The sequence below is a fragment of the Streptomyces sp. NBRC 110035 genome, assembly GCF_000829695.1.
Taxonomy (GTDB): Bacteria; Actinomycetota; Actinomycetes; order Streptomycetales; family Streptomycetaceae; genus Streptomyces.
On the sequence record NZ_BBNN01000019.1, the window covers coordinates 276,938 to 302,954 of the forward strand.

23 protein-coding genes and 2 pseudogenes are annotated in these 26,017 nt (G+C 73.9%); 10 read left to right on the forward strand and 15 right to left on the reverse strand.

The window, feature by feature from the left end; all coding sequences use genetic code 11:
• Positions 1–118: 118 nt before the first annotated feature.
• The 11 genes from TU30_RS09440 to TU30_RS09485 all read right to left on the reverse strand — a co-directional run bounded on the left by TU30_RS09440 (position 119) and on the right by TU30_RS09485 (position 12,806).
• Positions 119–1,876, reverse strand: a complete 1,758-nt coding sequence (locus TU30_RS09440; protein WP_042167059.1) for an ABC transporter ATP-binding protein — start codon at positions 1,874–1,876, stop codon at positions 119–121.
• Complete coding sequence (locus tag TU30_RS09445; protein ID WP_042167062.1) at positions 1,873–3,612, reverse strand: ABC transporter ATP-binding protein/permease; 1,740 nt, start codon at positions 3,610–3,612, stop codon at positions 1,873–1,875. Before TU30_RS09445 ends, TU30_RS09440 begins: the two co-directional genes overlap by 4 nt.
• On the reverse strand, positions 3,609–4,757 hold the full coding sequence (locus TU30_RS09450) for a SagB/ThcOx family dehydrogenase (protein ID WP_234307818.1): 1,149 nt from the start codon (positions 4,755–4,757) through the stop codon (positions 3,609–3,611). Before TU30_RS09450 ends, TU30_RS09445 begins: the two co-directional genes overlap by 4 nt.
• Before the next feature lie 11 nt (positions 4,758–4,768).
• Positions 4,769–6,148 carry a YcaO-like family protein gene (locus TU30_RS09455; RefSeq protein WP_042167067.1) on the reverse strand — a complete coding sequence of 460 codons (1,380 nt, stop codon included), beginning with the start codon at positions 6,146–6,148 and terminating at the stop codon, positions 4,769–4,771.
• The gene (locus TU30_RS09460; RefSeq protein WP_042167070.1) at positions 6,145–7,626 is read right to left on the reverse strand and encodes a CocE/NonD family hydrolase; all 1,482 of its coding nucleotides are present in this window, start codon (positions 7,624–7,626) and stop codon (positions 6,145–6,147) included. Before TU30_RS09460 ends, TU30_RS09455 begins: the two co-directional genes overlap by 4 nt.
• Complete coding sequence (locus tag TU30_RS09465; protein WP_042167072.1) at positions 7,623–8,477, reverse strand: hypothetical protein; 855 nt, start codon at positions 8,475–8,477, stop codon at positions 7,623–7,625. The genes TU30_RS09460 and TU30_RS09465 overlap by 4 nt, the downstream gene beginning before the upstream one ends.
• 93 nt (positions 8,478–8,570) lie before the next feature.
• The gene (amiA, locus tag TU30_RS37970) at positions 8,571–8,684 is read right to left on the reverse strand and encodes a streptamidine family RiPP (RefSeq protein WP_241270818.1); all 114 of its coding nucleotides are present in this window, start codon (positions 8,682–8,684) and stop codon (positions 8,571–8,573) included.
• 57 nt (positions 8,685–8,741) lie between these two features.
• Positions 8,742–9,563 carry an ABC transporter ATP-binding protein gene (locus TU30_RS09470; protein ID WP_042167075.1) on the reverse strand — a complete coding sequence of 274 codons (822 nt, stop codon included), beginning with the start codon at positions 9,561–9,563 and terminating at the stop codon, positions 8,742–8,744.
• Positions 9,564–9,583: 20 nt separating this feature from the next.
• The gene (locus tag TU30_RS09475) at positions 9,584–10,591 is read right to left on the reverse strand and encodes an iron ABC transporter permease (RefSeq protein WP_042167078.1); all 1,008 of its coding nucleotides are present in this window, start codon (positions 10,589–10,591) and stop codon (positions 9,584–9,586) included.
• Positions 10,588–11,709: an iron ABC transporter permease gene (locus TU30_RS09480; RefSeq protein WP_042167216.1), complete on the reverse strand. Its 1,122-nt coding sequence runs from the start codon at positions 11,707–11,709 to the stop codon at positions 10,588–10,590. The genes TU30_RS09475 and TU30_RS09480 overlap by 4 nt, the downstream gene beginning before the upstream one ends.
• A 119-nt stretch (positions 11,710–11,828) precedes the next feature.
• A complete protein-coding gene (locus TU30_RS09485) occupies positions 11,829–12,806 on the reverse strand; it encodes an ABC transporter substrate-binding protein (RefSeq protein ID WP_042167080.1) in 978 nt (325 codons plus the stop codon).
• Between the two features lie 87 nt (positions 12,807–12,893).
• Here TU30_RS09485 and TU30_RS09490 point away from each other — a divergent pair, with 87 nt between their 5' ends.
• Complete coding sequence (locus tag TU30_RS09490; RefSeq protein ID WP_042167082.1) at positions 12,894–14,093, forward strand: hypothetical protein; 1,200 nt, start codon at positions 12,894–12,896, stop codon at positions 14,091–14,093.
• 125 nt (positions 14,094–14,218) lie between these two features.
• Here the strand turns inward: TU30_RS09490 and TU30_RS09495 are convergent, their stop codons facing one another.
• Together TU30_RS09495 and TU30_RS09500 are read right to left on the reverse strand one after the other, a co-directional pair.
• Complete coding sequence (locus tag TU30_RS09495; RefSeq protein WP_042167084.1) at positions 14,219–14,761, reverse strand: DUF421 domain-containing protein; 543 nt, start codon at positions 14,759–14,761, stop codon at positions 14,219–14,221.
• A gap of 386 nt (positions 14,762–15,147) precedes the next feature.
• On the reverse strand, positions 15,148–16,386 hold the full coding sequence (locus TU30_RS09500; protein WP_042167086.1) for a cation:proton antiporter: 1,239 nt from the start codon (positions 16,384–16,386) through the stop codon (positions 15,148–15,150).
• A 295-nt stretch (positions 16,387–16,681) separates the two neighbouring features.
• Here TU30_RS09500 and TU30_RS09505 point away from each other — a divergent pair.
• Positions 16,682–17,080, forward strand: a pseudogene (locus TU30_RS09505) (four-helix bundle copper-binding protein).
• 636 nt (positions 17,081–17,716) lie between these two features.
• Here the strand turns inward: TU30_RS09505 and TU30_RS09510 are convergent.
• Complete coding sequence (locus TU30_RS09510) at positions 17,717–18,172, reverse strand: DUF4383 domain-containing protein (protein WP_199816839.1); 456 nt, start codon at positions 18,170–18,172, stop codon at positions 17,717–17,719.
• A 670-nt stretch (positions 18,173–18,842) separates the two neighbouring features.
• On the opposite strand from TU30_RS09510, the gene TU30_RS09515 reads away from it, so the two are divergent.
• From TU30_RS09515 to TU30_RS09550, 8 genes and pseudogenes are all read left to right on the forward strand, one after another.
• Positions 18,843–19,130, forward strand: a complete 288-nt coding sequence (locus tag TU30_RS09515; RefSeq protein ID WP_042167091.1) for a metal-sensitive transcriptional regulator — start codon at positions 18,843–18,845, stop codon at positions 19,128–19,130.
• A 121-nt stretch (positions 19,131–19,251) separates the two neighbouring features.
• Positions 19,252–19,647: a DUF302 domain-containing protein gene (locus tag TU30_RS09520; protein WP_042167094.1), complete on the forward strand. Its 396-nt coding sequence runs from the start codon at positions 19,252–19,254 to the stop codon at positions 19,645–19,647.
• A gap of 346 nt (positions 19,648–19,993) precedes the next feature.
• Positions 19,994–21,352 carry an MBL fold metallo-hydrolase gene (locus TU30_RS09525; protein ID WP_042167098.1) on the forward strand — a complete coding sequence of 453 codons (1,359 nt, stop codon included), beginning with the start codon at positions 19,994–19,996 and terminating at the stop codon, positions 21,350–21,352.
• Between the two features lie 48 nt (positions 21,353–21,400).
• Positions 21,401–21,766: a rhodanese-like domain-containing protein gene (locus TU30_RS09530; RefSeq protein WP_042167101.1), complete on the forward strand. Its 366-nt coding sequence runs from the start codon at positions 21,401–21,403 to the stop codon at positions 21,764–21,766.
• Positions 21,763–22,506 (forward strand): sulfite exporter TauE/SafE family protein, encoded by a 744-nt coding sequence (locus tag TU30_RS09535; RefSeq protein ID WP_042167102.1) that lies wholly within the window; start codon positions 21,763–21,765, stop codon positions 22,504–22,506. The genes TU30_RS09530 and TU30_RS09535 overlap by 4 nt, the downstream gene beginning before the upstream one ends.
• A gap of 146 nt (positions 22,507–22,652) precedes the next feature.
• Complete coding sequence (locus TU30_RS09540; RefSeq protein WP_042167104.1) at positions 22,653–23,228, forward strand: rhodanese-like domain-containing protein; 576 nt, start codon at positions 22,653–22,655, stop codon at positions 23,226–23,228.
• 387 nt (positions 23,229–23,615) lie between these two features.
• Positions 23,616–23,942, forward strand: coding sequence for a transposase (locus TU30_RS09545; RefSeq protein WP_042167107.1), 327 nt, complete (start codon positions 23,616–23,618; stop codon positions 23,940–23,942).
• 23 nt (positions 23,943–23,965) lie between these two features.
• Positions 23,966–24,625 (forward strand): annotated as a pseudogene (locus TU30_RS09550) (IS3 family transposase); the annotation flags it as partial.
• On the opposite strand, the gene TU30_RS09555 reads toward TU30_RS09550, so the two are convergent.
• A complete protein-coding gene (locus TU30_RS09555) occupies positions 24,573–25,985 on the reverse strand; it encodes an IS30 family transposase (protein ID WP_078878192.1) in 1,413 nt (470 codons plus the stop codon). The pseudogene TU30_RS09550 and the gene TU30_RS09555 overlap by 53 nt on opposite strands.
• Positions 25,986–26,017: the final 32 nt, after the last annotated feature.

A 26,017-nucleotide genomic window follows, 5' to 3' on the forward strand; every position in this document is an offset into this window, starting at 1 on the left:
CTGCGGCAATCGTTCGGGAGTAGTCGTTTCCCGCTACACCCGCCGCTAAGCCTCACCGGGGTGTGGCCGGGTCGGCGCCGTCGGGGGGCACCGCCGGCGCGGCCGGTGCGCCCGGCCCTCAGGAGGGGGTGCGTGCAAGGCTCCGGTCGAGTGCGCTGCCGGGGCGGCCGGTGAGCTCCTCCCAGGTACCTTCCTCGGTGATGCGGCCGGCTTCCAGGACGGCGATGCGGTCGGCCCGGCGGATGGTGGCCCGGCGGTGTGCGATGACGATCGTGGTGCGTCCCTCCTCGCGGAGTGCGGTGGCCAGTTGGGCGTCGCCGGCGTTGTCCAGGTGGGCGGTGGACTCGTCCAGCACGAGCACTCGCGGCCGTACCAGCAGCGCGCGGGCGAGGGCGATGCGGGCCCGCTGGCCTCCGGAGAGGGTGGAGCCGCGCTCGCCGACCGGGGTGTCCATCGGGGCGATCCGGTCGACACCGCACAGACGCGCCGTCGCCGTGAGCAGGCCGTCGTCCGCCTCGGGCGCGGCGAGCCGCAGGTTCTCGGCGAGCGTGCCGTGGAAGAGGGGGGTGTCCTGGCCCACCACGGCGACGGCGCGCCGCAGTTCCGTGTCGCTCACGTTCCGCACGTCGACGGGCTCACCGTCGGCGGGTATCAGCTGGACCGCTCCCTCGGACGGGTCCCAGAACCGGGCCAGCAGGTGGGCGCAGGTCGACTTGCCGGCCCCCGAGGCCCCGACCAGTGCGAGCGTCTGCCCGGCGGGGACGGTCAGCTCGATGCCGTCCAGCACGGGCCCGTTGCCGTAGCCGAACCTCACCCGGTGCAGCCGGACGCCCAGCGGGCCGGGGGGCAGCGGGCGGGGTGCGGCGGGCGGCGGGGCGAGAGCGGGGGCCTTGACGGCCGCGTCGACCCGGGCGGCGGCGGCGCGCAGTTCCACGGCCCGGCTCAGGGCACGGGCCGACTCGGCGACCGGACCGAGTACCGACAGGGCCAGCGTCATCGCCGCCGGGGCCCACGCCCCGTGCAGCCGTCCGGCGGTCACGGACTGCGCAGCCGCGGTCACCACACCGAGGACCGCGACCACGACGAGGAGGTCCCGGACCGCGGCGGCGACGGCCTCCCGGGCGGCCTCGGCACGCTGGGCGTCGCCCACCTGCCGCCCGCGTTCGGCCAGTCGGCGGCGCCGTTCGGCCAGGGCGCCGAAGGCGAGCAGCTCGCGCAGCCCGTCGACGGTCTCCACCGTGTCGGCCGACAGCCTCGCGACGGCCGTCCGGGTACGGCTCCCGCGTGCCGTGCGTCCGCGCGCGTCGGCGAAGGGAGCCACCGCGAGCAGCGCCGCGACCGGCAGCACGGCCGCCGGCAGCCACGGTTCCACCGTGGCGAGGACCGCGGTGGAGCCGGTGAGGACCGCCCCCGACGCCAGGAGCTGGGCGGTGGTGTGGGCGTAGAAGAACTCCAGGGCCTCCACGTCCGCCATGGCCGTGGCGGCGAGGTCTCCGCTGCGCCGGCCCGCGACACGGGCGGGCGCGCTGCGGGCGAGTCCGTCGAAGACGCGTACCCGCAGTGCGGCCAGCACCCGGTAGGCGAGGTCGTGCGAGAGGTCCATCTCGCGCCAGGTCATCAGGGCGCGTACGAGGACGAGGGCGACGAGTGCGGTGACGGTGGCGGCCGAGGGGGCGCGTCCCTCGACGGCGGCCGTTCCCACGGTGTGCGCGGCCAGCGTCAGCAGGGCGACGAGGGAACCCTGTTCGAGGAGTGCGGCGGCGCAGGTGCGGGCCGTCATGGCCCGGTGTTCGGCGAGGGCGGGGAGCATGGCGCGCAGTGAGCCCCGCGCGGGCACGTCCGCTCCGGTGGCGGCGAGGTCGGTGGCGCTGCTCATGCGGCGAGTTCTCCCCGGTGGGCGTGGCCGGCCTCGACCAGTCGCGCGTAGACGCCCCCGGCCTCGGTCAGGTCGGTGTGCCCACCGACGGCGTCGACCCGCCCCTCGTCGAGGACGACGATGCGGTCGGCGTGCCGGACGGCCGCGAGCCGGTGGGCGACCACCAGGACGGTGCGGCCGCCGGCGGCGGTCAGCAGTTCACGGACGATGTCCGCCTCGCGGCGTTCGTCGACCGAACTCGTGGCCTCGTCGAGGACGAGCACCGGGGCGTCGGCGAGCAGGGCCCGGGCGAGGGCGAGCCGCTGGCGCTGGCCGCCGGACAGGGTGGCGCCGCGTTCGCCGAGGACGGTGGCGTAGCCGTCGGGGAGGGCGTCGATCTCGTCGTGGACGCCGGCGGCCCGTGCCGCGGCCGTCAGTTCGCCGTCTGTCGCGTCCGGCCGGGCCAGGCGCAGGTTGTCGGCGATGGTGGTGGGGAAGAGGTACGTCTCCTGGGAGACCACGGCGATGCCCCGGCGCAGCGAGTCGAGGGCGTAGCGGGTCGTGCAGCACCCGTCGAGGGTGATCCGGCCCTCCTGCGGGTCGTGGTGGCGCAGGAGCAGGGCGACGAGCGTGGACTTGCCCGCGCCGGACGGGCCGACGAGCGCGGTCGTGCGTCCCGCCGGTGCGGTGAAGGAGACACCCCGGAGGGCGGGCGCCCGTGCGTCGCCGTAGGTGAAGCCGACGTTCTCGAAGCGCAGTTCGGGCGGCCCCGGCCAGTGGGCGGGCGCCGTCCCGGTGTCGCGGACGGCGGGCTCGGCGGTGCGCAGCGCCGCGAGCCCGTCCGCGGCCGAGGCCCCCAGGTATCCGGCGTGCCACTCGCGCGCGAGGTCCCGGACGGGACGGAAGCACTCGGAGGCCAGCAGCAGCGCCAGGTAGGTGCCGGTCGCCGTGGTGGATCCGGTGCCGGCCGACCAGCACGCGAGGAGTGCGGCGGCGGCGGTGCCGCCCTGGACGGCGAGGTCGGTGATGCCGGTGTCGACCAGGGAGACGCGCAGTTTCGCCACGGTCGCCCGGTGCAGCGCCGCCGAGCGCTCCTCCAGGCGTGCGCGGGTGCGGCCGACCGCGCCGGCGGCCCGCAGGGCGGGCATGCCCTGCAGTGCCTCCAGGTAGTCGGCGCCCAGCCCTTCGTAGGTGTCCCAGTGCTCCTTGCCGCGGGCGGCGAGGAGCCGGTCCCAGGCGCGCGGGCCGCACAGGGCCAGCAGCAGGGCGGGGACGAGACCGAGGAGGGCCACCGGTTCCACGGCGGCCAGGACGGCGAGTACCAGGGGCGGCACGGTGAGGGTGATCAGGAGCTGGGGAAGGTAGCGCGAGACGTACGCGTCGACACCCTCCACCCCGTCGACGAGGGTGGTGCGTACGGCCCCGGCCCGCGCGGTGGTCAGGTGGGCGGGTCCCAGGCGCCCGAGGTGGGCGAGGAGTTCGTCCCGCAGGGCCACCCGGACCTGGGCTCCGGCGCGGGTGGCGGTGCGCCGCTGCCGGGTGGCGAGCCCGGCGCGGGCGGCGACGACGGCGAGGACCGCGGCGAGCAGCCACGGGAGCCTGCCGGTGTCGCCGCGGGCCAGACCGGCGAGCGTGGCGGCCAGCAGGGCGGCCTGCGCCAGGTGGGTGAGGGTGACGGCGCCCTGCAGGAGGGTGGCCGTGAGCAGGGGGCGCCGGGCGCGCCGGGCGGCGCGGCGCAGCTCGGGGTGGACGATCATGTGGTGTTCTCCTCGTCGGCGTGGCGGGTGCCGAGGGCCAGGGCGTGGACGATCCAGTCACGGGCCGGTGCGGCACCGAGCGCGGCACCGAGGTCCGCCTGCTGCCAGGAGCCGACGGGCCGGGCGGCCAGCCCGTGGCGCAGGGCGGTGACGTGGGCGAGGTGGACGGCGAAGCCGGCCCGCAGGTGGGTGCGGCGGATGTGGGGCGCAGTGGCGTCCGCGGGGCAGCCGTGGGCGAGCAGGACGGCGCCCGCGTCCGCGATCCACGCCTGGCCCGCGGCCCAGGCCGCGAGTGTGCGGCGGGTCTCCCCCGAGGCGCGCCGTCGCAGTGTGGTGCCGTCGGCCGCCGCCCCGACCAGACCGGGGCGCGGTGGTCCGACGGCGGCGGACCAGCGCAGGTCGCCGGTGCCCGCCCGTTCGGCGGTGCAGAGAACCGCCCGCAGCGCGTCCGGGGGCGGGGCGCCGGCAAGCGGCGGCGGTGTGCTGCGGCGGGCCAGCAGTTCGCCGGGAGTGGGCGCGCTCGCCGGCTGCGGGCGGTGGGTGCCGTCCGGCGGGCGTACCGGGCCCTGCCCGCCGGGCGGGACGACGCGCACCACGGCCAGTGGGTTCCCGGCGGGCCCGTCCAGCCGTACCTCGGGCTCGTCCGCGCCCAGTGCGCGGGCCGCGAGGAGGAGTGCCGCGGCGGCGTGCCCGGTGTCCAGCAGCAGCAGGGGCCAGGCGCGGTGGCCGTAGTGGGAGACCGTGCGCCGTGCGGTGACGGAGAGTTCGGCACTCACGCCCGGTGGTGTGCCGTCGGGTTGCCGGCCGAGGCGGTGGACGCGGTGGCGCAGCGGGTCGTAGCCGTACCGGCCGGGTGGCAGGGGGCAGCCGGTGCCCACGACCAGTTCGGTGTCCACCGGGTGCAGGGCTCCGGCCGAGGACGCGGGCCGCAGCCGCCCGGAGTCGTCCGAGGCTGCCAGGGAAAGGCGCAGCAGGGCCTGGAGGTCGAGGTCCGCCGGGCCGGCCGCCGGGATCGGGTGCGACGGTCCCGGCCAGGCCCGGACGGCGGGCCCGGCGGACGTGTCGGGAGCGGGACGCTCCGGGGAGCGGGCGCGGGCCAGCGCGGCGGCGAGGTCCACCGGGTGGTCCCCATGGGCGTGTTCCACGGCAGCGGCCCTCACATGTGCGGCGGGGGCGCCAGCGTGAAGTCCTCCGGCGCGCCCGGCGCGGTCGTACGCCAGCCGCGCCGGACGGCCGCTTCGGCGAGGCGCGGGCAGCCGAAGTAGCCGAAGGCGGCGGGGGCGTTGGGGAGCAGCCCGGAAACGAGGACCCGGGCGACGCGCAGGGACGTCTCGGCCACGTCCTCGGTGGTGAGGTCGAACGTCATGACGCGGTGGCCGCCCGCGTGCAGCGCGCGCTCCAGCCGCTCCCGCCCGCCGGGCTCGACAGCGTCGACGGACACGGTGCCGTGGGCCGGTGCGGTGAAGCGCCGGGCCTCGGCCGCCATCCGTTCGTCCAGCCACACCTGCACATGCGCCCCCAGGTCCCGCACGTGCTCGAACTGTTCGCCGCACACGTCGAGATAGCGGCCGTCGGCACGGTGCTCCAGGTACAGCCCGCGGGCGAGCAGCCCTGCCTCGACGGCCTGGAAGACCCAGCCGTCGGAGTCGGTGAGGCCCTGGGTGAACACCCAGGTGTGGACCGCTTCGAGAACCGCCTTGCGGGCGGCCTCGGCCGGGTCGTCCTTGCACGCGAACCCGGCGGCGTACAGGCCGAGCCGCGGGTCGTGGACGAGCGCGGCCATGCAGGGGGCGAACTCCGAGGGCATCTCCACGAGGTGGACGTCGAGCGCGGATCCGGCGAGGTCGTCGGTGAGGCCGGGCACACTGGCCGGGTCGATGCCGCGGGCCGGCCCGTCGAGGTGCCACCACAGTTCGAGGGCGTCGCGTTCGACGATCTCCAGCAGGGCGCGTTCGACGGCGTCGTCGAGGCCCTGCCCGGTGGCGATGCCCGCGTAGTTGAGGTGGTGGGTCCGGGGCAGCTCACGCAGGTCGCCCTGGCGCCAGTTGAGGTGGGTGAGGGCGACAGGTGCCCAGACCTCTGCCGTTCGTCCGCCGGGCAGCCGCTCGGTGCCGCGTGTCCACAGGGCCGGGGTGTCGTCGGTGAGGGGGCGGTAGGGGAACTTCTCCCGGGCGTACTGCCACGGCGCGTAGGCGGGCAGGTCGTCGGGGCCGTAGAGCCGCAGGCCCTTTCCCGCCAGCTCGGCGGCGGTGGCGCGCAGCGGGGCGTCGGGGTGGCCGGGCGGCGGCACGCGGTTGCCGCAGTACCGCTCCATCCCCTCGGCTATCGCGGCGACCCGGGCTTGCCCGGGGTCGCCGAAGGTGGTGCCGAGGGAGACCCGGTCGGCGGGCCACAGGCCGAGTCTGCGGGCGTCGGAGATCTCGGCGGTGAGCGCGGTGTAGCGGGGCGGAGCGCCCGCGGGGTGCTCGACGGGCTTGACCTTGCGGACGATGCCGCAGACGGGGTCGACGAGAGCTTCCAGCGGCAGCGGCGTCATCGCAGGATCTCCTTGGCGGGATCGGTGGGCGTGGGACGGGACGGGAGCACGGGCAGCATCAGTGCCACGCTCCGGGGGTCGACCTCCCGCCGGGAGGCGAGCAGCCGGCCGGCCGTGACCGGGTCCTCCCCGGTGTGGGGGTTGCGGGCGTGCATCGGAAAGTGGTGCCCGGCGATCTCCAGGCGGAGCCGGGTGCCGGCCCGCAGCCGACGGGCGAGCCGGCCGAGTTCGAGGGTGAGCCCGGTTTCCCGGCCCGCCGGTTCCCCGCGCCTGAGGACACCGACGGCGAGCCGCCCGGCGGTCCCTTCCGGTGTGAGGGCGACGAGCCGGGCGGCCCAGTCGGCGGAGCGTGTGTGGGCGGTGGCCCGCAGCCGTACGCGCACGGGTCCGACCACGTCGAGCGGACGCGGCAGCGGCGGGGTGAGCAGCAGGCAGCGGTCGGGCGGTCCGCCGGTGGGGACGGCGAGGTCGTCGGAGCGGACGGGGCGGTCGGGGTCCGCGGTGAAGGCGCAGCCGTGCACCGGCCGCAGCCGCTGGGCGCGGGGCTCGCCGTCGGTGCCGGAGGGCAGCCACAGGTCGGCGCCGCCGAGCGCCAGTGCGCCGTGGCGGCCGGGGGCGAGCTCGCCGGTCAGGGCGCGGCGGGCCCAACGCACGTACAGGTCGCCGAGATTCACCCGGTGGGCGGGTCCGGCGTCGGGTCCGGCCGCGGTGGTCAGGCCGTGCCCCCACGGGCCCAGCAGCAGTCGTGCCGAGGGCCCGCCCCAGGCGCGCCACAGCGCGACGGTGTCCTCGGTGAAGTGGTCGTGGTGGCCACCGACCGCGAGCAGGGGCATGCCGGCGTGCACCGCCCGCGCCGCGAGCCGGCCGCGTCCGCGGTGGCGCCACAGGCCGGCCCAGGAGGGCAGAGCTCGTCCCAGCCGCTCGGGCAGGCCGGTGAGCGGCAGGTGGGTGAGCAGGTCCGGGGTCGCGGCGAGGGCCCTGTCCAGCGCGCCTTCGTCGGAGTCCCGCCGGTCGCCGTGGGCGGCCCACCATCCGGCGCGGGCCAGCAGCCGTTCCACGCCCGAGGGCTCGCGCGCCGTCTCGGCGGCGCCGAGGGCGGGTACGGCGGCGATGACGGCGTCCGGCCGGGCCTCGCCGGACGCCTCGAGGGCGAGGACGAGAGCGCAGTGGGCGGCGTAGGAGGCGCCGGCGGCGACGAGCCGCCCGTCGCTCCACGGCTGTCGCCTGGTCCACCGGGCCGTCGCCGCCCCGTCGGCTGCCTCGTTCTCGTACGGGTGCCACTTCCCCGCCGACGCGAACCGGCCCCGTACGTCCTGGACGACGGCGGCGAAGCCCCGGCGTGCCCAGCCGCGCGCCTCGGCCCGGTACCGGCCGCGGTCGTAGGGAGTGCGGATGAGGACGGCGGGGAAGGGACCGTCGCCGTCGGGGAGGAGGACGTCCGTGGCGAGGCCTTCGACCCTCGCGCCGAAAGGCGTCATCCGTCCTTCTTCGGCATCGGTGCGACGTCGGGCACCGGAAGGACGGGGCGCTCGGTGACGGTCAGGGTGCGCAGGTCGACGCACCGGAGCCGGCGCCGTGCCGGGAGGCCGGCCGTGTCGGGGGCGCCGGTGGCCCACCGGCTGAGGTCGTCGGCCAGCAGAGCCGCGAGCAGCACGGCGGCCGGAACGGTGAGCCGGACCGGTACCCCGCAGGTACGGGGACCACTCCAGTAGGCGGCCAGTTCGCGGTGGGCGGGGGTGGCGGCGAGCCGGCGGGCCCGGACGTGGGCCGCGGTGACGTCTCCGGGGGTGGCGGCGAGGGGCTCGACGTACGCCTGCCAGCCCTCGCGGTGGCAGCGCAGCCAGGCGACCCCGTGCTCGGGCAGCCGGTCGGCGGCGTCCCACAGTCCGTCGGGTACGGGTCCGTCGAGGCACCACACGACGGCGGCGGGGTTCTCGTCGAGCAGGCCCTCGAGCCCTGCCGGCCACGTGCCGGGAGCGGTCACGGGCGACGTCGTGCGCGGCTCGGCGCCCAGGGCGGTCAGGTGCGCGGCCAGTGGTCCGGTCAGCGCCGGGTCGCCCAGCAGCCGGACGTCCCGGCGGGCGGCGGGCCACTTCGGCCGCTGCGGCCCGTCCGTGAGGTAGCCGGCCTCCTCGAAGGCCCGCACGACACGGTTCACTTCCTCGTCCGCCGGGACCGCGGCAGCGCCGGAGAGCAGGGAGAGCAGGGCGCCCTCGTCCGCGTCCCGCGTCCTGACGCCGAGGAACTCCCCTTCGGTGGTACGGACGGCGAGACCCCGCCCGGGCACGGCGACGATCTCGACACCGGGGACGAGCCGGCTGCGGGACACGGCGGTTCTCCTGACGACGGGGGCCTGGGGTGGGCGTGGGCCCGCCCGGAAGGCATCGGGCGGGCCCACGGTCGAGGGCGGTGGGGCCCTCGCTTACTCCTCGGTGTCCTCGAAGGGGTTCTCGACGAGCGCGTTGGAGTGGGAGGCCGAGTCGTGGGCCAGCTGACCCGGGTCGGCGATGGGCGCGAAGACCTGCTCGTTGTCCATGAACTCTCCTTATGCATAAGGGAGATACGGCGTTCGGGCGAACGCCGTAACGGCACTCTAATGAATCTGATTTTCATATTCCACACTCGAGAGGGGGTGATCTGGGTAACACACCGGCCAGCCTCCCTCGGGATCCCGGCCGACCCGGCCGGCCACCTTCAGCACGTCCGCCAGCAACCCCGGCGTCACCACCTCCCTCGGTGTCCCGTCGGCCGCCACGCGGCCGTCGCGCAGGGCGACGACGCGTTCGGCGAACCGGGCCGCGTGGGCCAGGTCGTGCAGCACCATCACCACGGTGAGCCCGCGTTCTTCGCGCAGGCGGACCACCGTCTGCAGCACGTCGAGCTGGTGGTGCAGGTCCAGGTAGGTGGTCGGCTCGTCGAGCAGCAGGACACGGGTGTCCTGGGCGAGCGCCATCGCGAGCCGTACCCGCTGCCGTTCGCCCCCGGACAGCGCGTCGACGTCACGGTCGGCCCACCGCTCCACACCGACGTCGCGCAGCGCCCGGCGCACGACGGGGTCGTCGCCCTCGCGCAGCATGCCCAGCGGGCCGCGTGCCGCGTACCGCCCCTGCCGCACCAGATGACGCACCGTCATCCCCGGTACGGCAGGCGCGGACTGGTGCAGCAGGGCCACCCTTCGGGCCGTGGTGCGCCGGGAGAGCGCGGCGAGGTCGTCCCCGCCGAGCCGCACGCGCCCCCGGTCCGGCCGCAGCAGCCCGGCGGCCAGCCGCAGCAGGGTCGACTTGCCGCAGCCGTTCAGGCCGATGAGGGCGGTCAGTTCGCCCGGCCCGACGGTCATGTCGACACCCCGCAGCACAGCTCGTGCGGGGTAGCCGAAGTGGACCCCCTCGACGTGGATCCCCACGGACTCGGTCATGCTCTGTCCTTACGTCGACTTCAGAACGTACGGCCCGGCGTGCGGCGCACGACGACCAGCAGCAGCGCGGCGCCGAAGCAGGCGGTGAGCGCCCCGACCGGCAGCGTGAGCCGTCCGGCGTCCAGTGCCACCGCCAGCAGCCGCGAGGACAGCTGCGCCGCCGCGTCCGCCCCGCACACCACGACCGCGCCCGTCAGGGCGGCGCCGGGCAGGCTCACCCGCAGGTCCGCGCCGAAGACGGACACGGCCAGGTGCGGGACGAGCAGCCCCACGAAGCCCAGCGCCCCGACGGCGGCCACCGCGCCCGCCGTCAGCGCCACCGCGCACAGCAGCGCGAGGGTGCGGGCCCGCCGGGCGGAAAGGCCGACGGCGAGGGCGATGTCGTCCCCGCAGCGCAGCAGGGTCAGCGGGCCGGCCAGCAGCCAGGCCGCGGCCCCCCAGACGAGCGCCCACGGCCACAGCAGGTGCCAGTGCTGCCACACCCGGCCCTCCGTGGTGCCCACCAGCCACTGGACGACACTGCCGAGCTCACCCGGCTCCACGAGCAGCACCATGGCGGTGAGCCCGCCGAGCACCGCCGACACCAGCACCCCGTGCACGGCGATCTGCGCGGGGTCGCCACGGCCACGGCCGGCGAGCAGCCACAGCAGCGCCGCTCCGCCGCATCCGCCCGCGCACGCGGCGAGCACCACGGCCAGGGGCGAGTCCCATCCGGCGAGGCCCAGGGCTGTCGCGGTGACGGCCCCGAGGACCGCCCCCGGCGTCACGCCCGTCACCTCGGGCCCGGCGAGGGGGTTGCGCAGCGCGGACTGCAGGACCAGTCCGGCCACGGCGAGGCACGCGCCCGCGCCGAGGGCCACCAGCATTCTGGGCAGGCGCAGCTGGAAGAGAATGTGACGTTCCGTCGCGTCACCCCCGCCCCCCAGGACGTCCCAGACCGCGCCCGGGGACATGCCGCGCCCGGCCAGCAGTTCCACCCCGGCGGATACGACAGCCAGTGCCGCGAGCGCCGCGAAACGCCGGCTCATGGTGTGTCCTCCGTTCCCGTCGTCCCCCTCGTCCCGGAGGAGAGGGGGAGGGCACCGCCGGGTCCGTCCCGGTGGGCGTTCTTCTGCGCCCCGGTGCAAGGGGTTCGGTCCGCCGCGCCGGAGGTCACGGCCCGCGGTCCGTGCAGCAGCGTGCGCACGGCGGCGGAAGCGGCCGGCCGGCGCCGGGGCGTCCGGCCGCGGCCACCCGACCGCATCAGGGCGACCCCGGCCGGCACCCCCAGCAAGGCCGTCCAGGCACCGGCCGGCGTCTCCACGGGCGCCAGCGCCAGCCGGGCCGGGACATCGGCGACCGTCACGACGACGGCACCCCACACGGCGGACCACGGAAGCCAGCGCACCGCTCCCGCCGCGGGGTTGAACCGTCGGGCCAGGTGCGGGGCGAGGAATCCCACCCACGCGACGGGTCCGCACACGGCCGTGACGGGCGCGATCAGCACGACGGCGATGGCCAGCGCGGCCAGCCGCGCCCGCTGGGCGCGCACGCCCAGGGCCGCCGCGTCCTCGTCGCCCAGCCGCATCACCGAGAGCACCGGCGCGCACAGCACGAGGGCGGGGGCCGCGACGAGCAGCCACGGCCACAGTCCGCTCACGTCCTCCCAGGTCCGGGCGGAGAGGGAGCCCAGCAGGTAGCGGTAGACGAGCTGGAGGTCGAGCTGGTCGGCCATGACCATCAGGACGAGCAGTGCGGCCTGCAGGGCGGCAGCGACCGCGGCGCCGGTCAGCAGCACCGCGGACGGGCTGCGCCCCAGCCCGGCGGCGAGCAGTGTGAGCCCGCCGCCGAGCGCGGCTCCGCCGATGGCCAGCAGGGGCTGGACGGCGGCGGGCAGTGACAGGGCCAGCACCAGCGGCGCGGCCACCCCCAGCGCGGCCCCGGACGAGACACCCAGCATCTCCGGCACCGCCAGGGGGTTGCGCAGCGCCTCCTGGAGCACGAGCCCCGCCGCGCCCAGACAGGCTCCGGCGATCAGCGCCAGCACCAGTCGGGGTACGCGCAGTTCGGTGACGACGATCCCGGCGAGCGTGGTGTCCCCGTCCAGCACCGCACCGGCAAGCCGGTGCGGTGGGACGTAGGGGGTGCCGAGGCTCAGTGCGCACATCGACGAGACCGTCAACAGCACGGTCACGAGGAGTGGTTGCCACCCCCGCGCGCGGGGCGAGGGCCACCGGGCCCGTGCCGCCGTGCGGTCCGCCGCGGCGGGCGCCGAGAGGGGCACCCTCACCGCAGCGCGGCCGTGGCCTCGTCGAGGACGATGCCCAGGGAGCGGGTGCCACGCCCCTTGGCCCACACCTCTGGGTTCACCTCGTGGACGTCGCCGTTCCGCACGGCCGGGATCTTGCTCCAGAGAGGGTTCCCGGCCAGCTTCTCCGACAGTTCGCCGTCCGCGTCGCCGAAGCTCATCGTCTCGACGAACAGCACGTCCACGCCTTGGGCGAGGATCTCCTCGAGGCTGTAACTTCCTTCCACACCACGGGACTTCCACGGGTAGTCAGCGATCTTGGGGAACAGGCTGGCGGCCACGTCGCCCTCCGGGGTCGCGACGCCGAAGTTCTCGTCACTGCCGTAGATGATGAGGGCGGTCTTCTCGCTCGGGGCCTTCTCGGCCCCGGCGAGCCTGGTCCGGAAGGTCCTCTCGGCCTTCTCCCCCTCGGCGGTGCGGCCGGTGAGCGCGGCGAGGTCGCGCAGGTACCCCACGCTGTCCTGCCACGTCTCGGGCTGCATGGCCCAGAACGTGGTGGCACCCTTCAGCGCCGGGGCGAGTTTGCCGTGGGTGTCCCCCAGGCCGATCACCAGATCCGGCTTGTGGGAGAGGATCGCCTCCACCTCCGGGGCGATGAACCCGCCGGGTATGACGTCGGCCTCCTTCGCCTTCTCCTCCCCGAGGAAGCCCGGGTGGGCGAGCAACGCGCTGTTGGTGGCCGTCGGGACGATGCCCAGTTCGGTCAGGATGTCGTCGCAGAGCGCGAACAGGCAGACGATCCGCTCCGGCTTTCCGTCCAGGGAGATGTCGACGCCGTTCGTGTCGGTCAGCTCCGTCGTCGCCTTGATGGGTTCGACGGTGACCTCGGTCCTCGCGGCGGTCCTGGCCCGGTCGCCCGCGGGTTCGCCGGACGACGCTCCGCAGCCGACCAGGACGGAACCCACCACCGCTGCGGTGATCCAACTGCGGACGAATCTCGACGGTGAGCGCAGCATCGACGCCCTCGCTTCTTCTCAGGGACCGGGAACGCACCGAAGATACATGATAATCGTTTTCACAAGACCGGTTTTCTGGAGGAACCCATGCGCGCTGCCGCCGCCGTACTGCTCGTCTCCGACCACGTGGACGGCTCCGTGCACGTGCTGACCGTGCCGGACGGCACGTGCACGGGACGCCTGACGGGTCGCCACCTCTCCGAACACGCCGGGTTCCTGGCGCTGCCGGGAGGGCGGGTGGCCTGTGTCGACGACCGGCGGGGGGAACTCCTGGTGCTCGACCCCTTCGGCGAGGAGCTCGTGGAGTCCGCGGTCCCGGTCGCCGTGCCGGCCGAGCACCTCGCCTGCGACCCGCCCGGTCGCCGGCTGGCAGTCACGACCGGTTTGGGCAGGAACACCGAGCCGTGGTCGGACCTGCTGACGGTCGTCGACCTGGACACCGGGGGAACCGCACGGGTGCGCACGCGTGCCGGCGAACCGGGCGTGACGGTGCTGGGCGACGTCGATCCGCTGGTCGTACTGCGGCACCGGGAACCCGGGGCACTGGCCGTCCACCGGTTCGCGGACCTCCTCGCGGCTCCGCCCGGCTGCCCGGCGGTCACGCCTCACGCACTCCTGCCGCTGCCGGACGACGGACACGGGGACGCCCAGGCACCCGGCTCGGGCCATGTGTTCGCGGCCACGAGCGAGGGCGTCCACCGGGCGCGGAGGGAGGGCGACACGCTCGTGGCCGAGGCGGTGATCCCGTGGGAGTCACCCGCCCGGGGCTGGTACCTGCGCCTCGACACCCGCCGGCAGGCGCTGTGGACCACGCTGCGCGGTGGTGTCCCGGACCCGCTGAGGTGGCCGGAGTGGACCAACCAGGCATGGCGCCACGAACTGGGGACGGGCCGTACGCTCCTCACGGACCTCGGCCACGGCCTGGTCTTCCGGCTGGCCCTCACCCGGCGCCACACCGCCTTCACCCGCGTCCACCCCGACGGTGACGAACTGATCCTCCTGGACGCCCACGACGGCGTCCGGCGCTTCGCCCTGCCCGCCATGGAGGGCGCTCCGCGTCGCGGCGGCACTCCCTGGGAGGGAGTCCAGCGCCGCGCGGTGGCCGCCTCACCGGGTTCCGACTGGGTCGCCGTCACCCGCGGCGGCCACGGCGAAGTGCACGTCGTCGACGCGCGGACGGGCCGCGAGGCGAACCGTCTGCGGCTGGGCACACCGCTGCACCACGGCGGCCACCTGATGCTGCGTACCCGGAGCGACGGCGCCGACGGCGATCCCGTGGGCCGGTGACAGGGAACGGCGCTCCCGGTCCCGTCGAGAGGCCGCCCCCTCGACCGCGTACACCATGTCCCCGCACACGACCGGGTCCCGCATGCCCGACTCGTCTTCGGTCCGCAGACGAGTCGGAGAAACCCTCAGGACTGGTCGGCGTCGTCGTGGTGAGGCGTGTGCCACTGCGGCACGTTGTCCATGGCGCTTCCCGAGCCGTATTGCGAACGGGAGATCACGCTGAAGCTGCCGTCCGTCTCCAGCACCACCGCGCGTACCAGCTCCAGTGCCCCGGTTCCCTGGGCACGGATCGCCTGCCGCACTTCGTCGGGTGTGACCCGTTGACGTCGCATCGCCTCATGGAGCATGCGGCCCTCGCGCAGCAGCAAGGTCGGCTCGGCCTTCACCAGCCGGCGAACACCCCGGAAGCGGACCGAGGCCCAGGCGGTGACGAACTGCAGCACCACCAGTGAGCCGAACGCCAGGGCCCCTTCCCAGAGGGCCACCTGCCGGTTGAGCAGGATGGTGGCCAGGGTCGATCCCAGCGCGACCGTGACCACCAGGTCGAAGGCGTTCATCTTCGACAGTGTCCGCTTGCCCGACGTGCGGACCGCGGCGATGAGGATCAGGTAGGCCGGCCCCGCCACGACGAGTACGCGGACGAGTTCGTTCCAGGAATCGAAGAACACGGTTCCACCGGTACCCCGCGCGAGGGTTTCTCCCACAAGGAGCACGGCCCGGTGGCCGATCCCGCAGGTCGGTGACTGCCTTCCTCGAGGTCCTCCGGCCGGTCCCCGACCGCCCTCGTGCCAGACCGGGGCACGCGCCCCGCTCCCCCGCCCCGGCCTGCGGCCGGCTCACGGGCGGTGCACACCATCCGCCATCCGGCCCGCACCAGTACCGTCAGGAGCGTGCGGGTTCCGGGGCGTTCCAGCGATCTGCCGCACACCGGGCCCGGCCACCGGCCCAGCGCCCCCCGCACTGCCCCGGCCGCTGGGCCGGTGGCCGTCGCCACGGACAACGCGGTGGGCACCGAATCGGCGAGGGCGGGCACCACGGGCACGTCCCGGGACCGTCACCGGCGGGCTCGTTCCACGGTTCCCCCGGCGCTCCGGGCGACCGCTCGGCGGTAGAGGGTCAGGCCGGGGGCCGCGGTGATGCCGTGCACAGCGGTGCTGGCCGCGACGACCAGCGTTCCGGCTGCCAGGACCCTGGGGTCGATGTCGAGCCGGCGGGCCTCCATGGTCAGGTAGAACAGGGCCGAGACGCCGATGGGACCGAACCAGCCCAGAAAGACGGCGTCCCGCCAGGGCAGGGACAGAGGGCGTTTGAGGGCGAGCAGGATCGGCAGACGGCGCATCAGCAGTACACCGAGCACCAGCAGGATGCTGCGCCACCAGCCCAGATCGCCCCACTCACGCCAGGGGATCGCAGCTCCGAGAAGCACGAACAGCGGCAGGACGAGGAAGCGGTTGATCGCTTCGTCGATCATGTTCTCACTCGCTCGTTCATCCATCGAGGTGACCGCGTTGAAGGCCAGGCCGCTGATGAAGACGGCCAGAACGCCGTCGATGCGCAGAAGCCCGGAGACGCCCAGCACGAAGAGGGCCAGCAGCAGGGTGTACACCAGCAGAGGGCCGGAGGAAATGCTTCCGCCGCTCTCCGCTGTGCGCAGCACTTTTCCGCCCAGCCAGCCTGCTGCCGCTCCGAGGCCGACGGCCCCCAGTACCTGCCACAGGGACTCCGTAAACGCTCGCGTTCCCGTCAGCGGCCCGGCGATCGCCACAGCGGCGAGCACCAAGGGCAGAGCGAGCCCGTCGTTGGCGCCCGACTCCAGGGAGAGCAACTGCCGGGTCCGGGCGGCGATCCCCTTCTCGGCGGGCTCGCCGGTGACGACACCGGAGGCGAGTACGGGGTCGGTCGGGCACAGAGCCGCTCCCAGCAGCGCCGCCGCACCGAGGCCGAGACCGAGTACGACAGCCGACACCACCGTGGTGAGCAGTGCCATCCCGGCCATGGCCACGATCAGCAGGACGAGCAGTGGTCTCCCCCGCGCCCGCACGTCACGGAACGGATAGCGCAGGGCCACGGACATGACCGAGACCGCCAGCAGCAGACGGGAGGCCTCGTGCAGTTCCTCGTTCCCCTCCACCACTGTGGGCAGGTCCACAGCCCCCAGCACCTCCGGGCCGAAGACCACCCCTGTCAGCAGGGCCAGGAGCGGAGCGCTCAGCGGCGCGCGCCGAAGCGGCCCGGAAAGCGTCGCCACCACCAGTGCCAGGGCACCGACCACCGCCAGCAGGACGTTCAGCATGCCCGTCCGGTTGCCCGGTTCTGAACGGGATATGCCCTTTCAGGCCGTCGGTCCTCCTGCCGGTCACCCGATCAGTCGTCCGGCACCGCTCCCCAGCCGGCGTTCCGCCCGGGACGAGGAGGAACCGCATCGGCCTCACACCCACCCTGCCGTGACGGCGCTCGGAGCCGGCCGAGGCCGTGCACCGGCAGACACGCTTTTACCGCACCGGCTCGGGTGCCACCCGGACACCGCACCGAACGACAAGGCGCCGGCGAACGGCCGGCTCCTACGAGAGCGAAGGAGCGGTCAAGCGATGGCCACTGCTGTGCAGGACATGCTGGAGACCTACCCCGCCGATCCGGGCGGGGTGGACAGGGATGCGACGGCCCGCTGCATCGAGGAATGCGTCACCTGAGCCCAGGCGTGTACCGCCTGCGCGGACGCCTGCCTGGCCGAGGAGACGGGCGGCGAGTTGACCCCATGCATCCGCACCACCATGGACTGCGCCGCCACCGCCGCGGTCCTCTCCCGTCACACCGGCTACGACGCCAACATCACTCGCGCCGTCATCGAGGCCTGCGCCACCGTCTGCAAGGCCTGCGGTGACCAGTGCACCTCCCACGCGGACATGCACGAGCACTGCCGTGTCTGCGCCGAGGCCTGCCGCCGCTGCGAGCAGGCGTGCAACGGCCTGCTCACCGGTCTCGGCTGAACCGCTCCACGAACCGTGGCCCACAGCCACCGGCACATGGACGCCGTGGGCCTTTCGGTCCGGCAGTGGTGACCGTGAGTTGGACCAGTCCGCGCATCGGCGAAGCCTCTGGTGGCCGGGGTTTCGATCAGGACCGACCGTCGTCGCCAGAAGCTTTGTGCGTTCGCCTGCCGGTCGTCGATCGACCTGTCCCGGGCACGCCTTGCCGTATCCGGCCGGACGGCTCGCCGCCCGAAGGCGGGAGGGCGGCACGCGGTGGCGACGGCCGAGTGGGGGCTGTCGGCCCCCGCTCGCCCGGGTACGTCCGCGGGGCGGTGAGGAGGCCGCGACCACGACGTGGCTGGACGCCGCCCCCGTCCGCCGGGCGAGTCCTGCGGACGGGGACCGGAAACCGGCTCGGATTCCCGGCGACCGGCGCGAAGAGCACGTGTGCGGTGCGGCGGGCCGGTAGGTCCACCGTCGGCGACACCGCTGTCGGGGCGAACACCACTGCCCACAGGAGAGGGCCCTCGAGTCCCTCTCCGCGGCCCGCACCGATGCAGGCCCTCCCCTGCGGCCCGTGCGGCGTGGAGAGGAGAGCGCGAGGGCTCGTCGTCCTTCGCAGCCACCCTCGCGACCAGGCTCCGGCCGCTGGATTCAGCGGGTGCTCGGTGCGGTGCGGCGGGTGAGCAGGACACCCGGAGTGATCATGCCGACACCCAGGACGAAGTGCAGCCAGTTGTCGGCCGTGTTGACCGGAACGAAGTTCGCGGCACTGTCCTGGTCGATGACCAGCCCGTAAATCCACAGAACCAGGTAGATCGCGCCGCCGCCGATGAGGAAGGCTCGAGCAGTGGCAGCCGCGCGGGCCGCAGCGATGCCGACGACACCGAACAGCAGATGGACGATGTTGTGCAGGATCGACACCCGGAAGACGCCCAGGAGCTTGGCCTCGGAGTGGTGCTCGGCGAACTTCATGGTGTCGTAGTCGGTCGTGACACCGGGAACGAAGCCGAGAACGCCGATCAGGAGGAACACCGCACCGACGGCGAGGGCAGCCTGCTGCACTCCGGTCCGGCCTGCTGTGGGGGCGGCGTGGCGGTGAGCGGACATGATGGTGGTGCCCCTTCCGGGGGGGTACGGCGGCCAACGCCGCGTAGCACGATCCGTTGGTTACCTCCTTACCGCCCGATCGCCCAGCCTTCCACCGCTCAGCGCGCTGTCCGGTCCTCGGCCTCCCGTGCCGCACTCCTCTCCCGAAGTGGGTGAGTCCGGTGTTCCCGGTAGCGGAGAAGCACGCACACCCGCCCTTCCCCGTCCTTGAACCGGCGAGAATCAGGTGCGGTCGCCTGGGCCGGTCGGGGGCGGAGAGGGAGGTCGTTTCACGGCTGCCCGACGACCGATGCCGGTGGGCGGCCCCACGGACGTGACGGATGACGTGATGGCTTTTCCGGTCTCGGGCATGCGCCGTCCACGACGCGCTTGTCCGCGCTGCGCGACTACGCCCCTCCGGAACAAATCCGCCTCTCGGCCGGTTGTGCCGATATACCCTACCGGGTATGAGGGAGAAGAGGGGGAGCGCGCCGCCACCGAACCCGCAAAGGACGACCCCGAGGAGATCGCCACCGGCCCCGCCGTCGCACCGGTCGGCTCCCGGGCGACCTGCGACGACACGAAAACCCTGCGGGCACCACAGGCGGCAGGTGAGCCCACCTCGGCGGCCGGCCGGCGCGGACCGGATCGGAACACACAATACCCCTAGGGGTATCATCAAGGAGTAACCGTGGAACTGGAACTCGAGGGCGCGGACCTCAAGTCCGTACTGAACCGGCTGCGCCGCGCGCAGGGCCAGATCTCCGGCGTCATCAGGATGATCGAGGAGGGCCGCGACTGCGAGGACGTCGTCACGCAGCTCGCCGCCGCGTCCCGCGCCCTGGACCGGGCGGGTTTCGCCATCATCGCGACCGGTCTGCAGCAGTGCGTGACCGACATCGAAACCGGGCGGAAGAACAGTGAGGACACCGAGCAGATGCGCGGCCGACTGGAGAAGCTCTTCCTGTCGCTGGCGTGAGAACCGCGGGGGACGCCCGGTCCGGCACCCGCACGTCCGGGCGGCCGCGCCGCAGCGCACGAGTGGCCCACAGCCACCCGGATACCCGCTCCGGCATCGGGAACGACTGAAAGGCGAGACCATGCACTACGCCCGCACCGTGCACCTCGACACCGACTTCGCCACCACCGTGGACCGGGTGCGCGAAGCCCTCGCCGCCCAGGGCTTCGGCGTCCTCACCGAGATCGACGTCACCTCCACCCTCAAGGCCAAGCTCGACCACGACATGGAGGACTACGTCATCCTCGGCGCCTGCAACCCCTCCCTCGCCCACCGCGCCCTGGACACCGACCGCTCCGTCGGCCTGCTGCTGCCCTGCAACGTCGTCGTCCGCACCGAGGGCGGGCGCACCGCCGTACAGGCCCTCGACCCGGGCACGATGGTCGCCCTCACCGAACTCGACGCCCTGCGCCCGGTCGCCGAGGAAGCCACCCGGCGCCTCGACGCCGCCCTCGCCTCGCTGACCACCCGCACCTGACCCGGCCGCACGCGGTCGGATCAGCATCGAGCCCGCAGCCGGCCACCCGGCGGCCGGACCGGTCGCCCCGCCGGGTCGGTCGCCCCGCCATGCCGAAAGCCGGGCCGAACCGTCGCACACCGGCCCCCCACCCGCGTCAGCGACCCCGCCTGCCGCACGGCCCCTGCGTCCCGTGACGGACCTCGCACACTCGCACCGAATTCCCGCGCCGCACACGGGCCCCGGCACAGCCCTGCCCCAGTCGCGCGAGAAGGTACCGACAGACACGCCCGGAATACCCCTGGGGGTACTCGTGTTACGGTGACACACATACCCGGTGGGGTAATTTCACGGAAGGGAGATCTTCGTGTTCTTCATCGACACCATCGAGATCGAGGGCCTCGGCAACCGCCACTACCTGGCCGGTGGCCGGCAGACGGCCGTGGCGGTGGACCCGCCGCGCGACTTCGACCAGGTGCTGGTGGCGGCAGCCCGGCGCGGGGTGCGGATCACACACGTGGTGGAGACCCACGTCCACAACGACTACGTCACCGGTGGCCTGGACCTGGCGCGGGCGACGGGCGCCGCCTATCTGGTACCGGCCGGCGCGCGGGTGTCCTTCGCCCGGATCCCGGTGGCCGACGGCGACACCGTCACCGTCGATGACGGACTCGAACTGCGGGCCGTCGCCACCCCGGGCCACACCCCGCACCACACCTCCTACGTGCTGCGGGAGCAGGGACAGCCGGTGGCCGCGTTCACCGGCGGTTCGCTGCTGATCGGCACGGTGGGCCGCCCGGACCTGGTGGAGCCCCGCCTGACCGAGCGGCTGGCCCGTGCCCAGCACGCCTCCGCGCACCGTCTGGCGGCCGAGCTGCCGGACGAGACGTCCGTGCTGCCGACACACGGCTTCGGCAGCTTCTGCTCCTCGGCGCAGGCCGAGGGGGACGCCACGACGATCGGCAAGGAGAAGACCGTCAACACGGCGCTCACCACGGACGTGGACTCCTTCGTCGCCCGGCTGCTGGCCGATCTCGACGACGTCCCCGCCTACTACGCGCACATGGGCCCGGCCAACGCCGCCGGTCCGGCTCCGGTGGACCTGACGCCTCCGGCCGTCGCGGACGCCGAGGAGATCGCCGCCCGCCTCGCGGCCGGTGAGTGGGTCGTGGACCTGCGCAACCGGGTCGCGTTCGCCGAGGGGCACGTCGCCGGATCGTTCAACTTCGAGGCGGACGGGAAGATCGCCACGTACCTCGCGTGGATGATTCCGTGGGGCAAGCCGGTGACCCTGCTCGCCGAGTCCCCGGAGCAGCTGGCCGCGGCCCAGCGGGAGCTGGTCAGGGTCGGCATCGACCGGCCCGCGGCCGCCGCGACCGGCACGCCGCGGGAGTGGGTGGCCAAGGGCGGCTCCCCCGCCTCCTTCCCCCGGTCCACGTTCGCCGGACTGGCCGAACAGGACGCGGACGGGATCGTCGTGCTGGACGTGCGACGCGACTCGGAGCGGGCCGCCGGATACCTCGAGGGCTCCGTGCACCTTCCGATCCACGAGTTGCACAAGCGGCTCGGCGAGGTCCCGGCGGGCACGGTGTGGGTGCACTGCGCCGGCGGCATGCGGGCCGCGATCGCCGCCTCGCTGCTGGACGCCGCGGGCCGTGACGTGGTGGCCGTGGACGACGGCTTCGACGCCGCCGCCGAGGCCGGACTGACCCTGGTCACCGACTGAGCGGGCCCGCCCGTCCCTCCCCCCTACGACTTCTCGAGAGGTTGTGCGATGTCCCTCTTCCGTCGCGGTGAGAACCGCGTCACCGTGGACGAGGCCCACCGGCGCACCCGGGGCGCCGACGCCCCGGCCGTCCTGCTGGACGTGCGCGAGCAGACCGAGTGGGACGCCGGACACGCGCCCGGCGCGGTCCACGCGCCGCTGTCCCGCCTCGCGGCGGGAGCGGCCCTGCCGAGCGCGGCCCGGGAACGGCCGCTGGTGGTGATCTGCCGCAGCGGGAACCGCTCGCAGCGGGCCGCCTCCCTGCTGGCCGGACGCGGCGCGGAGGCGGTGGACGTCAAGGGCGGCATGACCGCGTGGGCCGCCGCCGGGCATCCGGTCGTCGACGCACGCGGGAACAGCGGCTCGGTGGCATGACGTCCCTGATTCTCGCGCTCGTCGCCGGTGCGGTCGTCGGCCTGGCCCTCGGCGGGCTGGGCGGTGGCGGCAGTGTCCTGGCGGTGCCCGCCCTGATCTACCTGCTCGGTTTCACCCCGGCTGATGCGGCCACGACCAGCCTGATCATCGTCGTCCTGACCACGGTCACGGCGCTCGCGGGGCACGCCCGGGACGGCAACGTGGCCTGGCGGACGGGGCTGCTGTTCGCGGCGGCGGGCATCGTGCCCGCGGTGATCGCCGGGGCCGCCGCCGGGCACCTCCCCCAGACGGTACTGACCGTCTCCTTCGCCGTCATCGCGGCGCTGGCCGCCCTGCGCATGCTGCGTCCCACCCACGCCGGGACCTCCGGCAGGGTGCGTCCCGGCAGGGCCGGTGCCGCGGGCGCCGGGCTCGGCACGGTGACCGGATTCCTGGGCGTGGGGGGCGGCTTCCTCGCCGTGCCGGCCCTGGTGGGTGTGCTGAACCTGCCCATGCGCCGGGCCGTCGGCACCAGCCTGCTGGTCATCATGATCAACTCGCTGGCCGCGCTCGGCGCCCGGGCCGGCACCGGAATGCACCTGGACTGGACGGTCATCGCGCCGTTCACCGCGGCGGCGGTCCTGGGCGCCTGGGACGGGAAACGGCTGTCCGCGAAGGTCCGGGGCAGGACGCTGCAGCGCCTCTTCGCCCATCTGCTGCTCGCCGTCGCCGCCCTCATGCTCGTCGACGCGCTCCGGTGACCGTGTCCGCACGGCCGGGCACCGATCGCGGCTGCGCGCCCGCACCACCGATTCCCACGACCACCACCCCTCACAGACGTCCCGCGAGGCACGGGCACACCCCCTCCCCTCGCGGAACAGCACCGACACGAAGGACGACATCGACCATGACCGCTCCCACCACCGTCGACCCCCGCCAGGCCCGCTCCCGTCTCCACGAGCTCACCGTCATCGACGTCCGTACCCCCGGCGAGTACGCCGGCGGCCACATCCCCGGCGCCCTCAACATCCCCCTCGACCAGCTGGACCGCGCCCTGCCGGACATCCGTTCCGCCGCCGATCGCGGTGAGGTCCTCGTCGTCTGCGCCTCCGGCGCCCGTTCCGAGAACGCCTGCCGGATGCTCGCCGAGAACGGCGTCCACACCGCCACCCTCTCCGGAGGCACCGGTGCCTGGGCCGCCGAGGGCCACGACCTCGACCGCCCTCAGGGGAGCACCAGGGCGACCTGGGGCATGGAGCGCCAGGTCCGCCTGACCGCCGGTTCGGTCGTCCTGCTGGGCCTGGCCCTGGGCGAGTCCGTCCACCCGGCCTTCCGGCTGCTGTCCGCCGGTATCGCCGGCGGCCTGGTCTTCTCCGCGGTGACCAACACCTGCGGCATGGCCGCCCTGCTCGCCAGGCTCCCCCACAACCGGCCCCGCAAGGCCGACCTGGACGCGACGCTGACCCGGCTGCGCAGCAGCTGACCCCGAGGCCGCGGTCCGGGACGCCCACCGTCCCGGACGCTCCCGCTTCGGCCCGGACTCGGCCGCGGAGCATGTCCGGCCGGGCCGTGGAACGCCCCGTGCACCCGAGGTGCACGGGGCGTTCCCGTCTGCTCCCGCCGGACGGGCGCAGACGCCGTGCCGACGCGTCGCCGACGACGGCCCGGCCCTGTGAGCACACGGGCATGGGGGCGGGTCCCGGCCGTTCCCCGTGGCCCGCGGAAGGGTCGGGGCTCTCGGGCGGGAGGCACGCTCGGCGTTTCGGCCACCGCCGTGGTGTGCACGGTCCTTTGCCCGGCAAGGGTCGGTGCACCCCGCATGAACCGCCCCGGCTCGAATGGAGACTCGATTTCATGAAAGGATCGAGTCATGGCACGACCTTCCCGTTACCCGCTTGAGCTCCGCCGTCGTGCGGTGCGCATGGTCGCCGAGGTGCGCGACGGCCACTCGGACGAGACGGCCGCCCTGCAGGCGGTGGCAGAGAAGCTCGACATCGGCTCCCGCGAGACGCTGCGGAACCGGGTGAAGCAGCACGAGATCGACGCGGGGACGCGTCCGGGGACGACGACGGAGGAGTCCGCCCAGCTCAAGGCGTTGAAGAGGGAGAACGCCGAACTCAAGCGGGCCAACGAGATCCTGAAGGCCGCGGCAAGTTTCTTCGCGGCCGAGCTCGACCGGCCACACACACGCTCGTAGCGTTCGTCGACGAGCACCGGGACCGCTTCGGCGGCGTCGAGCCGATCTGCAGAACCCTCACCGGGCACGACTGCAAGATCGCCCCCTCCACCTACTACGCGGCGAAGAAACGCCTCGGAACTCCCTCCGCCCGTTCCGTGCGCGACGAGGAACTCAAAGAGCGGATCCAGGGGGTCTATACGTCCAACTACCGCGTCTACGGGGCCCGGAAGATCTGGCGCGAGCTGAACCGGCAGGGGCATGCCGTGGCCCGCTGCACCGTCGAGCGCCTCATGCGCGAACTTGGCATCACCGGCGCCGTCCGCGGCAAGAGGGTGATCACGACGATCACCGACCCGGCCGCCGGTCGAGCCCCGGACCTTGTCGACCGCGACTTCGTCGCCAGTGCCCCGAACCGCTGCTGGGTCGCCGACTTCACGCACGTCGCCGCCTGGAGCGGGGTCGTCTACGTCGCCTTCGTCGTGGACACCTTCTCCCGGCGCATCGTCGGCTGGTCCGCCTCCACCTCCAAGGAGACCCAACTCGTCCTGGACGCAGTGGAGATGGCGCTGTGGCAGCGCGACCGCGAGGACCGCCCGCACACTCCAGGGCAGCTGATCCACCACTCCGATGCCGGCAGCCGGCTCAGGTTCAACCAGTCGTCGCAACGCCGGCTTGTTGGATCGACTGTAGCTGCTCGTTGAGGGCTTCGGCCGGGGTCTTCCAGCCGAGGGTCTTGCGTGGTCGGCCGTTGAGGGTGGCGGCGACGGCGTCGAGCTCGCGGCGGTCGTAGCGTGAGAGGTCGGTTCCCTTGGGGAAGTACTGCCGCAGCAGTCCGTTAGTGTTCTCGTTCGTGCCGCGCTGCCAGGGGCTGTGCGGGTTGGCGAAGTAGATCTCCAGCCCGCTGTCGATGCACAGTTGAGCGTGCTCGGCCATCTCCGAGCCCTGGTCCCACGTGAGTGTCCTGCGCAGCTGCTCGGGCAGTGAGGTGATTGTGGTGGCGATGGCATCCCGGACCGCTGTGGCCCCGTGTCCGGCCAGTGCCGGGCCGTTCTTCTCCCGGGGCCCGCCGTGGCCGGGCATCGGGGGCAGGTGCAGCAGCATCGTGAACCGGGTAGTGCGTTCGACCAGCGTGCCGATCGCCGAGCTGTTCAGCCCGATGATCAAGTCGCCCTCCCAGTGTCCGGGGACCGCCCGGTCCTCCACCTCGGCCGGCCGCTCGCTGATCTTCACCTCGTCGGTGACGAACTTCTTGCCCCGTCCCTGGGTGCGGGCCCGGGGAACCCGCAGGGCGCGTCCGGTGCGCAGGCAGGCGGACAGCTCGCGCCGCAGCCCGCCCCGGCCCTGGATGAACAGCGCCTGGTAGATGGCCTCGTGCGAGATACGCATCGTGTCGTCCTCGGGGAAGTCGAGCGGCAGGCGGCGGGCGATCTGCTCGGGGCTCCATGCCGTCCCCCACCGCCGGTCCGCCCTGCGGCCGTGCCGCCGCTTCTTCCACGGTACTTCCGGGCCGGCCACCTCGCTGCCGTCCTCCGTACGCACTGTCCCGGCCAGCCGGTCCTGCACCCACTCCCGCAACCGCGGATTCTCCTTGAGCTTGCAGGGCTTGGGGCGGCGAGCCTGCCGGTCCGCGTGCCACTGGGCGACCGAGGCACGATAGTCCAGCCTCCCGCCACGGGTGGCGGCATTGCGCCGCAGCCCACGCGAGATCGTCGACGGCGAGCGCCCCAGCTCCCGCGCGATCTCCCGCACCCCGTGGTCCTTCGCGCACAACAACGCGATCTCTTCACGCTCGGCAAACGACAGGTAGCGGCCCGAGGGCTCGTCCAGGTTGATCGGCGGCATACCGCCACCCTCACGAAACCACCGCGGCCCAAGCGGCTGCGACACTCCGCAGACGACGGCGGCGTCCTCGCTGGACAGCCCCTCGGCGATCCTTCGCCAGAACTGCCGCTTCTCGCGCGTCCGGTTCACCGGTGGGCGCCCCGGCGACCGCAACGGTGGACGGCCTGCCCGAAGTGCTGCACGAGCTCGTCCCTGTGCCACAACAACCTCCCAGGTCATGGAGGTGTTGCGACGACCGATTGAATCCGCCC

Excerpts from the sequence above, each read along its gene's own strand:
- TU30_RS09440 (WP_042167059.1), bottom strand. The coding sequence starts at position 1,876 with ATGAGCAGCGCCACCGACCTCGCCGCCACCGGAGCGGACGTGCCCGCG.
- TU30_RS09445 (WP_042167062.1), bottom strand. The coding sequence starts at position 3,612 with ATGATCGTCCACCCCGAGCTGCGCCGCGCCGCCCGGCGCGCCCGGCGC.
- TU30_RS09455 (WP_042167067.1), bottom strand. The coding sequence starts at position 6,148 with ATGACGCCGCTGCCGCTGGAAGCTCTCGTCGACCCCGTCTGCGGCATC.
- TU30_RS09460 (WP_042167070.1), bottom strand. The coding sequence starts at position 7,626 with ATGACGCCTTTCGGCGCGAGGGTCGAAGGCCTCGCCACGGACGTCCTC.
- amiA (WP_241270818.1), bottom strand. The coding sequence starts at position 8,684 with ATGGACAACGAGCAGGTCTTCGCGCCCATCGCCGACCCGGGTCAGCTG.
- TU30_RS09470 (WP_042167075.1), bottom strand. The coding sequence starts at position 9,563 with ATGACCGAGTCCGTGGGGATCCACGTCGAGGGGGTCCACTTCGGCTAC.
- TU30_RS09475 (WP_042167078.1), bottom strand. The coding sequence starts at position 10,591 with ATGAGCCGGCGTTTCGCGGCGCTCGCGGCACTGGCTGTCGTATCCGCC.
- TU30_RS09480 (WP_042167216.1), bottom strand. The coding sequence starts at position 11,709 with ATGTGCGCACTGAGCCTCGGCACCCCCTACGTCCCACCGCACCGGCTT.
- TU30_RS09485 (WP_042167080.1), bottom strand. The coding sequence starts at position 12,806 with ATGCTGCGCTCACCGTCGAGATTCGTCCGCAGTTGGATCACCGCAGCG.
- TU30_RS09490 (WP_042167082.1), top strand. The coding sequence starts at position 12,894 with ATGCGCGCTGCCGCCGCCGTACTGCTCGTCTCCGACCACGTGGACGGC.
- TU30_RS09500 (WP_042167086.1), bottom strand. The coding sequence starts at position 16,386 with ATGCTGAACGTCCTGCTGGCGGTGGTCGGTGCCCTGGCACTGGTGGTG.
- TU30_RS09510 (WP_199816839.1), bottom strand. The coding sequence starts at position 18,172 with ATGTCCGCTCACCGCCACGCCGCCCCCACAGCAGGCCGGACCGGAGTG.
- TU30_RS09520 (WP_042167094.1), top strand. The coding sequence starts at position 19,252 with ATGCACTACGCCCGCACCGTGCACCTCGACACCGACTTCGCCACCACC.
- TU30_RS09530 (WP_042167101.1), top strand. The coding sequence starts at position 21,401 with ATGTCCCTCTTCCGTCGCGGTGAGAACCGCGTCACCGTGGACGAGGCC.
- TU30_RS09535 (WP_042167102.1), top strand. The coding sequence starts at position 21,763 with ATGACGTCCCTGATTCTCGCGCTCGTCGCCGGTGCGGTCGTCGGCCTG.
- TU30_RS09540 (WP_042167104.1), top strand. The coding sequence starts at position 22,653 with ATGACCGCTCCCACCACCGTCGACCCCCGCCAGGCCCGCTCCCGTCTC.
- TU30_RS09545 (WP_042167107.1), top strand. The coding sequence starts at position 23,616 with ATGGCACGACCTTCCCGTTACCCGCTTGAGCTCCGCCGTCGTGCGGTG.
- TU30_RS09555 (WP_078878192.1), bottom strand. The coding sequence starts at position 25,985 with ATGACCTGGGAGGTTGTTGTGGCACAGGGACGAGCTCGTGCAGCACTT.